This is a genomic window from Methanomassiliicoccales archaeon (assembly GCA_013415865.1).
Classification (GTDB): Archaea; Thermoplasmatota; Thermoplasmata; order Methanomassiliicoccales; family UBA472; genus MVRC01.
In genome coordinates this window covers 1,228,622-1,240,969 of record CP058896.1, presented here as the reverse complement: position 1 = coordinate 1,240,969, position 12,348 = coordinate 1,228,622, and the positions used below count along the sequence as shown (strand labels likewise).

Annotated in this window: 14 protein-coding genes; 9 read left to right on the top strand and 5 right to left on the bottom strand. The window is 55.0% G+C overall.

The genetic code is table 11. The features are described 5' to 3' along the window. A complete protein-coding gene (gene ala, locus HPY73_06215; GenBank protein QLH75072.1) occupies positions 1-1,026 on the bottom strand; it encodes an alanine dehydrogenase in 1,026 nt (341 codons plus the stop codon). Between the two features lie 155 nt (positions 1,027-1,181). Between ala and tmk the strand changes: the two genes are divergently transcribed. From tmk to HPY73_06200, 3 genes are read left to right on the top strand one after another with little or no spacing between them, the layout of a single operon-like run. After that, on the top strand, positions 1,182-1,841 hold the full coding sequence (gene tmk, locus HPY73_06210) for a dTMP kinase (protein ID QLH75071.1): 660 nt from the start codon (positions 1,182-1,184) through the stop codon (positions 1,839-1,841). A 24-nt stretch (positions 1,842-1,865) separates the two neighbouring features. Continuing rightward, positions 1,866-3,062 carry a bifunctional phosphopantothenoylcysteine decarboxylase/phosphopantothenate--cysteine ligase CoaBC gene (coaBC, locus tag HPY73_06205; protein QLH75702.1) on the top strand — a complete coding sequence of 399 codons (1,197 nt, stop codon included), beginning with the start codon at positions 1,866-1,868 and terminating at the stop codon, positions 3,060-3,062. Continuing rightward, on the top strand, positions 3,059-3,922 hold the full coding sequence (locus HPY73_06200; GenBank protein QLH75070.1) for a hypothetical protein: 864 nt from the start codon (positions 3,059-3,061) through the stop codon (positions 3,920-3,922). The genes coaBC and HPY73_06200 overlap by 4 nt, the downstream gene beginning before the upstream one ends. Here HPY73_06200 and HPY73_06195 read toward each other — a convergent pair whose 3' ends face one another. Both HPY73_06195 and HPY73_06190 read right to left on the bottom strand, forming a co-directional pair. Next, positions 3,923-4,219 carry a DUF357 domain-containing protein gene (locus HPY73_06195; protein QLH75069.1) on the bottom strand — a complete coding sequence of 99 codons (297 nt, stop codon included), beginning with the start codon at positions 4,217-4,219 and terminating at the stop codon, positions 3,923-3,925. A 1-nt stretch (position 4,220) separates the two neighbouring features. Then, positions 4,221-5,732, bottom strand: a complete 1,512-nt coding sequence (locus HPY73_06190; GenBank protein QLH75701.1) for an ATP-binding protein — start codon at positions 5,730-5,732, stop codon at positions 4,221-4,223. Positions 5,733-6,028: 296 nt separating this feature from the next. On the opposite strand from HPY73_06190, the gene HPY73_06185 reads away from it, so the two are divergent. Further along, complete coding sequence (locus tag HPY73_06185; GenBank protein ID QLH75068.1) at positions 6,029-6,877, top strand: ribose-phosphate diphosphokinase; 849 nt, start codon at positions 6,029-6,031, stop codon at positions 6,875-6,877. 226 nt (positions 6,878-7,103) lie between these two features. Further along, entirely contained in the window at positions 7,104-8,501 is a 1,398-nt protein-coding gene (locus tag HPY73_06180) for a proline--tRNA ligase (GenBank protein ID QLH75067.1), read from the top strand. 67 nt (positions 8,502-8,568) lie between these two features. Here the strand turns inward: HPY73_06180 and HPY73_06175 are convergent, their stop codons facing one another. Then, the gene (locus tag HPY73_06175) at positions 8,569-8,790 is read right to left on the bottom strand and encodes a hypothetical protein (protein QLH75066.1); all 222 of its coding nucleotides are present in this window, start codon (positions 8,788-8,790) and stop codon (positions 8,569-8,571) included. A 70-nt stretch (positions 8,791-8,860) separates the two neighbouring features. After that, entirely contained in the window at positions 8,861-9,895 is a 1,035-nt protein-coding gene (locus tag HPY73_06170; protein QLH75065.1) for a hypothetical protein, read from the bottom strand. Between the two features lie 152 nt (positions 9,896-10,047). On the opposite strand from HPY73_06170, the gene HPY73_06165 reads away from it, so the two are divergent. Genes HPY73_06165 through purS form a run of 4 tightly spaced genes read left to right on the top strand, consistent with a single transcriptional unit; the run spans position 10,048 to position 12,347 of the window. Continuing rightward, on the top strand, positions 10,048-10,560 hold the full coding sequence (locus HPY73_06165) for a hypothetical protein (GenBank protein ID QLH75064.1): 513 nt from the start codon (positions 10,048-10,050) through the stop codon (positions 10,558-10,560). A 21-nt stretch (positions 10,561-10,581) separates the two neighbouring features. After that, on the top strand, positions 10,582-11,367 hold the full coding sequence (locus HPY73_06160) for a tRNA (adenine-N1)-methyltransferase (GenBank protein ID QLH75063.1): 786 nt from the start codon (positions 10,582-10,584) through the stop codon (positions 11,365-11,367). 26 nt (positions 11,368-11,393) lie between these two features. After that, the gene (locus HPY73_06155; protein QLH75062.1) at positions 11,394-12,056 is read left to right on the top strand and encodes an NAAT family transporter; all 663 of its coding nucleotides are present in this window, start codon (positions 11,394-11,396) and stop codon (positions 12,054-12,056) included. A 51-nt stretch (positions 12,057-12,107) separates the two neighbouring features. Further along, the gene (gene purS / locus HPY73_06150) at positions 12,108-12,347 is read left to right on the top strand and encodes a phosphoribosylformylglycinamidine synthase subunit PurS (protein ID QLH75061.1); all 240 of its coding nucleotides are present in this window, start codon (positions 12,108-12,110) and stop codon (positions 12,345-12,347) included. Position 12,348 lies beyond the last annotated feature (1 nt).

Sequence of the window (12,348 nt, the reverse complement as noted above, 5' to 3'; positions counted from 1 at the left end):
TCACGGCAGGATCTGTATGCTTGTGCCTATGCCCCTCTCGACCGCCTTCTCGTAGATGAGCTTCGCCGTGACCGCGTCCTGCACCGCCAGGCCAGTCGAGCAGAAGACCGTCACCTGTCGTCTGTTCTCCCGACCTGGACTGAGGCCCGCCACTATCTGGCCTATCTCCGCATGGATGTGGTCCTTGGATATCTGACCGTTCGCTAGGGGGATGTTGATCTCTCCAGAATGAGATGCCTGCTCCCAATCATCGACGACCACCATCGCCCTTCGCAATATCGCTGGGTCCATCTCCTGCTTGCCTGGAGCGTCAGCCCCGATGCAATTGAAATGGACGCCCTCGGAGACCCACTCGTCCTTTACGATCGGCCTCCTCGATGGTGTGGCCGTCACCACTATGTCCGCCCCCCTCACGCAATCCTCGGGGCTGGGCACCGCCCTGATGTCCCCGAGGTCCTCGTCCCCATAGACCCTGCGGAAATGTGACGCGAGCTCCCTGGCCTTCTCAGAGAAATGGTCATTGACCCTGATCTCCTCGAAGCCACCGTAGTACGTCATCAGGGCCTCGATCTGGGTCTTGGCCTGGTTCCCTGCCCCGATGACGCCCAGCACCTTCGGGTCCCTTATCGCCAGATACTTTGATGCGACGGCGCTCGCCGCTCCCGTCCTCATCCCCGTCAGCAATGTGGCGTCCATGTATGAGATCGGAGCGCCTGTCTCCGGGTCCACAAGGATCAGCGTTGCCATGACCGTCCTCATGTTGTGCCTCTTGAAATTGTCCGGATGGGAGTTGACGACCTTTACGGCCGCCACTCCAAGGTCAGGTATGTACGACGGCATGGTCCTGAGATCGCCATTGTGCTCTGTGAACGTAAGGTAGGACTTGGGCGGCATGTCGACCTTGCCGAGGCCCTTATATCTGAAGGCGCTCTCCACGGCGGATATGACCTCTTTCATCTGCAAGAGACCTTCTATCTGCCTTGCCGTGAGGAGCAGCGTGCTCGTCCTTTTTTCCCTGTTCAACATCAGCTCGCCCTCTTTTTCAATGGTTTTTCATCAATATTCGAACACTATCACCGACGCTCTGAGCACATAAAACCACCGTGACCAATGCCATCACTTCGCTAGGCGGTTGGGGCCTGTCGATGGATATTTGACCGGATATCGCATTAACACCGGCGATGAGCATAAAGGCCCAGAACGTTGCCCTACCGAGATCAAGTACCCTGACCTCTGACCGAAAAAATGGGAGGTTCTTCGTTTTCGAGGGCATCGATGGCTCCGGCAAGAGCACCGTGGCAGGGATGCTGCGAGACGCCCTCGTCGCCGATGGCATCGAATGTGAGCTGACCGCCGAGCCCACAAGATCTTGGCTTGGGGATGCTGTGAGGAAGGCCAACGAATGCGGCATCGATGACCTTGCCGAGGCCCTTTTGTTCATGGCCGACCGTGCCGAGCATACGAGGCAGATCTCAAGCTGGCTAGAGATGGGCAAGGTCGTCCTTTGCGATAGATACTACGCCTCCACGCTTGCATATCAGACGGCTCTGCTCAAGGACCGGATCAGCGACCCCATGGCATGGTTGCGGGCGATCAACGAGAAGATCATCGTTGTCCCGGACCTGACGTTCTTTTTCCAGATAGATGCCGAGGTCTCTTTGGACAGGCTTTCCTTCCGGGCCGGTAGGTCAAAGTTCGAAAAGCTCGAGTTCCTAAGGAAGGTTGACCGCAATTATCGCCTGGTCGGTTCGTTTGACCGTTCGTTCGTGAGCATAGACGCTTCAAGGCCTGTCGATCAGGTCTTCAAAGATGTTCTGCACCTCGCGAGGCAGAATCTTTAAGTCAAGGGGCAAGGATTGAGAGACATGCACCCTTCCCAGGCGATCTATGGGGCAAAGGACCTGAAGCTAAAGGGAAAAAAGATCGTACTTGGTATTACCGGTTCCATAGCTGCCATCGAATGCGTCGAGCTGGCGAGGGAGCTCATACGTCATGGTGCCGAGGTCCAGGCGGTGATGACGTCCGAGGCCTTGAAGATCCTCACCCCCTGGTCCATGGAGTTCGCCACGGGACGGCCGGTGGTCACTGAGATCGATGGAAGGGTTCAGCATGTCGACCTGTTCGGCGATTCGCCCGACAGGGCGGACCTATTGCTCATAGCACCGTGCACTGCGAACACCATATCAAAGATCGCTTGCGGCATCGATGACACTACGGTCACAACGATGGCGACCGTAGCGATAGGCTCCAAGGTCCCGGTCCTTATCGCGCCAGCAATGCACGCCTCGATGTACGACAACCCGTTCGTGAAGAAGAACATCGGCATCCTGAGGGACGCTGGCATCAGGTTCGTAGGGCCAAGGTTCGAGGGCGGAAAGGCCAAGATCGCCGACAAAGAGCACATCGTTGAGGCGGTGATCAGGGTCCTTGGCGACCATACATACAAGGGCAAGAGGGTGCTGGTAATCGGAGGCTCGTCGGAAGAGATGATAGACGACATGAGGCTCATCTCCAACAGAGGGACCGGCGAGACGGCGGTAGAGCTCGCCAAGGCCGCTTATGAAAAGGGTGCCACCGTGGAGCTTTGGATGGGGAGGTGTTCGGTGCCGCTCCCCAGCTTCCTGAACGTCAAGAGGTTCAGGACCGTCGAGGACCTGGTGAAGATGGTCGACCAGGTGGACCATGACCTGGTCATTGTCCCCGCGGCCCTTTCGGACTACGGTCCAGTGAAGAAGAAGGGGAAAGTCCCTTCCGATAAAGGGGCGATGAGACTTGAGCTGAGGCCCCTTCCCAAGGTCCTGCCACTTCTGTGTGCAAGTGGCACCAAGGTCATCGGCTTCAAGGCCGAGTCCGGAGCAGGAGAGGCGGATCTGGCAAAAATAGCCACGGACCGTTGCTTGAGGAGCGGCGCCGATGCCATGGTCGCGAACGACCTTTCGGACGTCGGTCCAGGGTTTACGAAGGTCATGTACGTCGAGAAGGATGGGGCCGTGACACCGATCGAGGGCACCAAATCTTCGGTCGCAAGACAGATCTTGGACCTGGCCAGGCGTTTGCTATGAGGGTTGCGAGGGCCTTCTGCCCCGGCCATATCACAGGGTTCTTTCAGATATTCAGGCATGAGGACCCTCTGTCGACTGGGTCGAGGGGGGCCGGCCTCTCTATCGCGCTCGGGGCGGAGAGCAGGGTCTTGATCGAGAAGGGCAGGGAGGGGGCGGAGGTCATCATCAATGGGGAAAGGGTCAGGGCGAGGGTCACGGAACAGGCGGTCGGTTCGCTCCTGGCGGGAGAGGGCATGACGGCAAAGGTCTGGACGAACCTTGCTCTTCCGATCTCGCAGGGGTTCGGCATGAGCGCCGCCGGCGCGCTATCAGCGGCATTGGCCGTTTCAGAGCTGTTGGGGAAGGATGAGGATGCCGCCTACAGGGCCGTTCATGAGGCCGAGATCGCCAACGGCACAGGGCTTGGCGACATCGCTGCCATAAGATGTGGTGGGGTGGAGTTCAGGAGGAAGGAGGGGCTCCAACCATATGGGGAGGTCCTACGTCTCGACGGTCATTTCGACCTGTTGCTCTGCGTGGTCGGACCGAGGATCGAAACGGCGGACGTCATCTTGGACGATCAGAAGGCAAGGATGATCAACATCGCCGGGGCGGACTGCATCGAACGTTTCGGAAAGGGTCCTGGGATAGAGGAGCTCTTCGAGCTCTCCCGTGAATTCTCTGAGAGGTCTGGGCTCATCACAGGGAATGTCAGGAGGGCGTTCAGCTCGGTGAAGGACGACGAGCGGGTCGCGATGTGCATGGTAGGGAACTCGGTCTTCGCAACAGGGCCTGACCTCATCGGCCTGTACGAAAGGCTGGCAAAGCTTGGCCCGGTCTTCAGGACGAGCGTTGACGAAAAGGGCCCCCGTCTTCTTTGATCATTCATATAGTGTGAACAGCTGGTCGTCCTGCCCGACATCGAATATCCCGATCCGTGCGCCGCAGTCGAGCCATCCGTGGGCATAATTGACGCAGGCGAAGGCATTGACCAGGTCCCCTTCTTCCTTGAAGTGCAATGCGTCTTTGTAGTATGTTTGGGCCATCTGTAGAAAGCTCTCTGCCAGGCGGCGGTTGAAGGAGCGCGGGGGGGCGGCGATGACTACTTTATCCAATGCCCTTTGCGTTATCTCAAGGTACCTCGCAAGATGCTCCTCAGTGATCTGGTCACGCTTCATGCTACCTCTTGGTGGGGATTATCTCCACGCTCTCTCCGCCATGTCTTGACTCCCTCGGACGGACCTCTATGAACAGAGGGTTCTGGATATTCCCCCCTACGATCAATGCGACCCCGATCGGAAGACGTTGGATCTCCTCGTCCATGCCCTCGGCTATCCCCTCGAGCGAGTTCGTTATCGCCTTCAGGTCGTTAGGGTTCGTGACCTTCAATATCATCTGCGTATTGCACTGGCTTAAAACGTTCTTATCGATCTTGGCCGCCCTTTGGCTGATGATGGTGAGGCCAAGCCCGAACTTGCGGCCCTCCGCGGCTATCGTCCTGAGGATCTTGCTGGAGGCCGACAGCCCCTGTTGAGGGCACCAATTGTGGGCCTCCTCGCACACGAGCATCATCGGAGGCACCTTCCCGAGCTTTCGGAGCTCGAACAGAGCGGTGGCGAGGCGGTTCACTATGAGCTCAGCTATGTCTGGCGGGGTGCCCCTCAGATTGATGATGGTCATCTTCCCCTTCTGTACCAGCTCGTCTATCCTGGTTCCCTGAGGTGCGAAGATGTTGACCTCATTGAGATATTCCAGCTCCGCTATGAGCGAATTGTTGTTGGCGTCCTCGTCCGCCTCCAGCATTGCTATTATGTCCTTCAGGCCATAGTCCTTTTTTACTGATTTGACCGAGTCTATGGCCTTCCTGAGAGCGGTAAGGAAGGTCTTGCCGTTCTTGATCTGGGTCAGGGCGAGCAGGTCCCTGGCCTCGATATTGGCAAGTGTGAACTTCAGAGGCTTTGCCTTAGGGTTCGCCGTGATGTCCGTTGCGAACTCTATTATCTTATCATCGAAACCGCGCGGCTCTATTTTGAAGTCCCTTGCCCCTTTAGGCCTTGTCCCAGGCTCCCTCATGGACCCGTATTCACCATGGGGGTCGATGACCAGCACTGTGACGTCATGCTTCATCAGCTCCTCGATGAGGTCCCCGCAGAGGAAGCTCTTGCCTCCCCCCGTCTTAGCAAGGATGCAGACGTGCTTCTGTACCATCGAATTGATGTCGACCTCCACACGGATATCATGGCCGAACAGAAGGCCGAGATAGGCGCCGGTCTCCGTGTGCTCCTTGAGCCCTATGACCTCTTTGATGAGCTGGTCCTTTGCACGGAACACCATGTCCCCTGCCTTGAAAGGTGTCCTAGGGACCTGGAGGATGTTCCTGTCGTCCCTGAACCCGACGACATCCACCTTTGCGATCACGATCTCATCGATATCGACTGCACACCCATCGGACAGTTTCTTGGCCTTCTCCACCGTGAGGTCTGTCTTTCTCTCTATGTCGACTATCTGGCCTAACGTCCATCCATCATGTTGATGCTTCACCATCACATATTCCATCTTCTCGATGTCACCGATGAGGCGGCAATGGAAATCCGCGGTTCCGACAGTGCCATATATGATGCCGACGCCTTCCAGGTCCCCATATTTCTCGTCATGAATGACATGGTCGGACCTGGCCTTGGGCTTGGGCATCGCGAGCTCAGAGGGGTGGACCGTTGGCTCGGCCTCGACGGGGTCATCATCCCCTGCATCATCCATCTCCGGCTCGTTCACGAGCGCGTCCTCCTCCAGTTCCTTGTCCTCGCTCCGACTGCCCGAACCGATGAAATCCGAATTGGTTTGCATCCCGATCCCGGCCCTATATAAATGGGGGACAATAAAATAGTTTCCTGGTCAGGACGTCGGGCACGGCTTGAATATCCGTGCTCGCTCGATGGGGTGCATCGAGAACGAATCCATTAAAAGTATTAATCGTCATCTGGAATGACATGTTGGTCATCGGTGGCTCTGCATCTAGCAGGCTCGCTCAGGATCTGGCACAGGTTTTGAACGCTGAGTATGTCCCGGCCGGGGTCAAGCGCTTTCCAGATGGGGAATGCTATCTCCGATTGAACAAAGAGTCCATCGATGATGAGGTGGTGATCGTTCAGAACTCCTACCCCGACACGAACCTGGTGGAGCTTTTCCTCTTGCAGGACGCCGCGATATCGTTGGGGGCAAAGAAGGTCACAAACGTCATCCCATACTTCGGCTATGCCCGGCAGGATGAGAGGTTCAACAAGGGAGAACCGTTGAGCGCCAAGGTCATGGTCGACCATATCCAGCTGAATTCCGACAAGGTCATCCTCGTTGATATCCACAACATCAACATAATGGACTGGTTCGACGAGGCCGAGGTCGCAAATGTGTACGCAGCACCTGCCATCGGCCGTTATTTCAAGGAGTCGGGGATCGACCTGGTACTCGCTCCTGACGAGGGGGCTCTCAAGAGGGCGGGGATGGTGGCCGAGGTATTGGGATGTGAATGGGACTATCTCATCAAGACCAGATTGAGCGGCACCCAGGTCCATATGAGCCCTAAGAACATCGATGCAAAGAACAAGAAGGTCCTGATCGTCGACGACATCATATCCACTGGAGGCACCATCGCTGCCGCCACAGAGGAACTGAAGAAGGCGGGCGCGAGGTCTGTGTTCGCTGCGTGCACACATGGTCTCTTCATCGGCGGCGGCCTCGACAGACTGAGAAAGTATTGCGATGTGATAGTGTGCGCCAATACCCTGGAGAGCGAGGTGTCTGTCGTATCCGTTGCGCCTGAGATCGCAAAGGCCATTTGAGACTGGATACCGTTAAAAAGACCATGTATGCCCCCTTGGGAAAAACTTGGTCGCCTGAGTGCCACGACGGTGCTGATGGCGGTTCGTTTTGAGCCGTCATTTGCAAAAGCTGGTCATAAATTCTTATCTGTTGTAATCTTTCATGCACGAAGGGATGGCTGGGGGAGGTCATTAAAAACCTTTAAATTGAAAATACCGTTCCGAACCTGACCGATAGGTGCCCGAGATGAAGAAAGAGGAAGACTTCAGCGAATGGTACAATGAGATCGTTGACCTGGCGAACCTGACAGACAAGCGATATCCCATCAAAGGCATGAACGTCTGGACGCCCTATGGCTGGAAGATCATGCGCCATATCGACACCTACATCAGGCAGGAATGTGACGCGACGGGGCACGACGAGGTCAATTTCCCACTTCTTATCCCAGAGACCGAGTTTCAAAAGGAGAAGGAACATATCAAGGGGTTCGATGCCGAGGTCTATTGGGTCACCCATGCGGGCCTCAATGAGCTTGATGTCCGCCTTTTGCTAAGACCGACGTCCGAGACCGCCATGTACCCGATCTTCGCGCTCTGGATACGTTCTCACTCAGACCTTCCTTTGAAGGTGTACCAGATAGTAAACACCTTCAGGTATGAGACAAAGATGACCAGGGCGTTCATAAGGGTTAGGGAGATCCACTTCTTCGAATCCCATACATGCCACGTTGACTACGATGACGCACAGCGTCAGATCGAGGAGGATTTCCTGATCTTGAAGAACGTCATGAGGAGGCTCTGTCTACCATATCTCCTTCTGAAACGCACTGACTGGGACAAGTTCCCTGGGGCGTTCTATACTGTCGGGGTCGACACGCTGATGCCGGAGGGAAAGAGCCTCCAGCTCGGTTCCATCCATCATTATAAAGAGAACTTCTCGAGACCGTATGATATACATTACGAGGCGGTCGATGGGAGCATGAGATATTGTCATCAGACCACCTTCGGGATGAGCGAGAGGCTGCTTGGGGCGGTCGTAGGGGTCCATGGTGACGACAGAGGGCTTGTCCTCCCTCCTGACATAGCGCCGTTCCAGGTCGTGATCGTCCCGATCCTTGCAAAGGGCAAGGTCGAAGAGGTCATGGCCGAGGCCCGGAAGCTCAAAGAGGAGCTCGCAGCGGCCGGTGCAAGGGTCATCATGGACGACAGTGATGAAAGGCCCGGCAGCAAATTCTACAAATGGGAGATCAAAGGGGTCCCCTTGAGATTAGAGCTGGGCATGAGGGACATAGAATCTGGAAAGGTCTCTTACACTGTCCGTCTGGACGGTAAGAAGGGGGTGTTCGACCGGAAGGATGTGGCCGGACAGGTCCTTATGATGCTAGGGGGCATCAGCGAGCAGATGGACTCCGGCGCAAGGGAGAAGATGTTCGCGAGGATCCAGACCATTGAGAACATGGACTCCATACCCAGCAAGGTCGTAAGGTTCGGATGGTGTGGAGGCGCGGAATGCGGGCACGCCTTTGAGGAAAAGACCGACCTGAAGTTGCTGGGCACTCCTTACATCAGGGAGGAGTTCCATGGCAGATGCATCCATTGTGGCAAGGAAACGTCAACCGTGGCCTATGCTGCCAGGGCGATGTGAGCCGAAGATTGGTCGTCCTCGACGTTTCATCCATAATTTCAAAAATGTTCAGGAAATAAGGGATGGCTCATTTCTTGCTTGAGGACTGCTCCTCTTTTTTCTTGACGAGCAGAAGCCCGAATATGCCAAAGAGAAGAAGCACCATGGTGATGGCATAGACGCCGATATACTCCTTCGCAAACATGTTCCACCCTTCGTAATATATCCCCCAAAGGATGTAGAACACCACTGCTGCCACTATCAGCAATAGGGAGAATATCGTCAGGACGTTCAGCTTGAGCTTTACCATCGTGCCGCAAAATGTTGAGAGCATATTAATAGCTTATGAGCTAGGGAACACCTGGTCATATTTCGCGGTCTCATCCGCCCCTCCTCTCAGCGGGCAACAGGGAACCTATCATCGCCATGGCTGGGCCTATGATGTAACCTGCCCAGGCCAACAAGGCTACGATGCCCATAAGGAACATGACGGCCCTGGCGGCCGTGGTCATCTTCTTGCCCGTGTAACCAGACCTGACCAGATATACCCCGATGCCGATCTGGACGAAGATGATCGACAAGGTCACGAGCACCATGCCATCAATAGGGACCTCCATGACCGACCTGATGAGCTGCACGGTCGTGACCAGACCGCTCCCAGCGATGAGAAGACCTGCGAAGTATGCCGAATAATGCAACATCCGCATCCGCGGAATCAGCTCATATCTTTTCCAAAGGAACACAAAGAAACCTAAGATGAGCATGACCACCATGGGGAGCATCGTGAGCGATTGCTCCTGTCCTTCCCAGACGTAGACCTTGAGCAGAGAGAAAGGGATGAGCACGATCTCCTCAAAGGTGAACGACTCCTTGAACCCGACAGGGAAGGCATAATTACCCCCCTTCCCAGGGCTGGATGGATGTTCCCAGACGGCAACATAATATGTACCACCTTCTGGGGCATCCATGTCCAACGAGGAGACCTTCACGTATGTGCCTGGCGAGAACGGTTCGAACTCAGGGTCACCATCATGGTCGCTGGGAACGTAGACATGACCGAGACCATCAGGGACCTCTATGAGGGAGGGCAGGGCCTGACCCGCCGTGAGGCCTGGACCTATCAAGGTCATCACCGGAAGAAACCCCCTTTCGTGCTCCTTCACGGGGATTATCAGGTTGATCAGGATCCTGTCCCCCTTTTGGAGGTCCATCTTGTAATAATGCGCTTTTCCTTCCGGCAAGGTCGTGTATATCGCCCATGATTTGGAAGGGTCATGAACCTCCCAGGCCGTTTCTATCGAAGTGTTGCTGCTGGGAAACGCTGGTGAATGCCCAGTGGCGGGGAGGGAGGAGAGCGCGAGCATCAACACTGAGACCATTGCTCCAAGGAATATCAGGCCCCGCCTTCCGAGCATGTTTATCTCATTGGTTCTGGTAATATTTATAATCCGTACAGCTCTAATTCGAGTGCAATAAAAGCGCTGGTATTTTGAAAGGTTGTAATATATATTGAATATTAAATAAAAAAATTAAATATCCATACCGCGTTCTGGTATTTGGGATAGGGATGAGCTTTGATTGGAAAATTATGTTGATCGTCTGGTTGATCCTTGGGATCGCATCATCGATGCTTGTCTACTGGGACATGGACCGGCGAAAAAAGGTACAAGGGACCTGGGCCCTTCTCTGCATACCCCTGAGCGTCCTGGGGCTCGGATTGTATCTTGTATTCAGGAACAAGATCCAGAGCACTGGGAGGGAGCTCCCACCAAAGCCAGATTACGGTAAACCTGAATATGTTTTCAAGGAAGAACCGAAGGTCGAGAAGGTTCCAGATACTGTAGAGGAAAAGAGGTTGGACGCACCTTCATCACAACCTGGGCCTATAAAGGATGAGGACAAGAAGGACGAGGAAGTGGTCCTTCCCGAGCCCCCGCCGGTACAAGCAAGGGCAGAATGGAAAGAGGATGCACCAGTAAAGAGGGAAAGGATCGAGGGGATACCAAGATGCCCAAGGTGCAATGCCGCGGTTTCCTCATTTGATGCTGTCTGCAGTGACTGTGGCGCCAAGTTGAAGTGAGCCTTTGGAGATGAGCTTCCTATGAATGGTATCAAGGAAGGTCGCCTCGCATTCCTGCTAGATGATAAGGGGAAAAAGCATTGGGTCAGACTGGAAAGAGGTATGATCAAGGTGCAGTCCCTTGGAGTGGTAGATGGGGCAAGGCTATTGGATGCGGGGGACGGTGGCGAGGTCGTCCTTGCTGGAAGGAAGTTCATCCTTTTGTCACCAGGCGTGTCAGATCTGATGGCTTCGGTGGAGAGGGGGGCACAGGTCATAGGACCAAAGGACGCCGCCACGATAGTTTTCGAACTTGACCTCAAGGACGGGGATGTGGTGATGGAGGCAGGCCTTGGGTCGGGTTCCCTGACCACGGCGCTCCTGAACGCTGTCAGCCCTTCTGGGAAGGTCGTGTCGGTCGAGATAAGAGATGATTTTGGCGAAAAAGGAAGGAAGAATGTCACAAGGAGCGGGGCCAAGGACCTTTGGGAGCTGGTCATCGGCGACATCAGGACCATAGATGTCGGCATCAAGGCGGACGCTGTCGTGCTGGACATGCCAGACCCGTGGGAGGCCGTCGATAATGTCAAACGCTACCTGAGATGCGGAGGGAGGATCTGCGCATATGTACCGAACACGAACCAACTGGAGCTCGTGGTCAAGAAGATGAGGTCTTCAGGCTTTGTAGAGGTTAGGGCATTGGAGAACATACAGCGCATGATGGAAGTGCATGATATGGGCGTGCGTCCCTCCTACGAGATGCTTGGCCATACAGGTTATCTAGCTTTCGGAAGGCTTGCCTGTAGGGGTGCCTCGGGCAAAGAATAATATCTACCCTGACGGTAACCGTCCTGATGGGCCTCGAGTTCGCATTGACGGCTTTTGCATCGATATTCGCCATCCTCAACCCCATCGGGAACATCCCCGTGTATGTGGCCATCACTGAAGGTTATACCCCTGAGCAGAAGAGGAGGGTGCGTAACAAGGTCTGCATCGTCTCAGGTGGTGTTCTTTTCGTGTTCGCCATCCTTGGCAATTACATCTTCGACATATATGGCATCACCATCCCGGCCTTCAAGATAGCAGGGGGTCTGTTGCTTTTTTCGATATCATACTCGATGGTCAGAGGTCAATTGTCAAATACGAAGATCACACCTGCAGAGCATGACGAGGCCGCCTCCAAGGAAGAGGTCGGGGTAGTACCGCTCGGAATCCCCCTTTTTGCAGGACCAGGGGCGATCACGACGGTCATGATCTATATCTCTTATGCGCTGGACAGCTCTGACGCCGCCTTCGATATTTTTGCCGTCTTCCTAGGGATATTCCTGACAGTGGTGATCAGCTACTTCCTCCTGAAGTACTCGGACGCGATCTTTGCAAGGATGGGCAAGAGCGGTGCAGCCGCTTTTTCGAGGATCATGGGCCTTCTTCTCGCTGCCATCGCCATAGAGTTCGTCCTCTCAGGGTCCTTCCAGGCGGTGGAAGAGTTCTGGCATGTATCGCCTTTGGCCCTGTAGGAACGACAAGTTATTTAGTGGGCCGATGATTCTCGAAGCGGTGCATTGGAAATGGTCATCGCCGAGATCAGGATCGAGCTCAAGCAGGGGGTGGCTGACCCTGAAGGTCAGAACACAAGGAAGGCGCTTGAGATGTTGGGCTTCAAGGGCATCAAGAACGTCAGGTCCATCAAGCTCTTCGAGATCGAGCTTGAACTGGAGGCCTCGGAGGCGAGGACCGCCTGCGAGGATATGTGCAGAAAGCTCCTGGCCAACCCAGTGATACAGAAGTACTCGGTCAAGATCAAGTGAT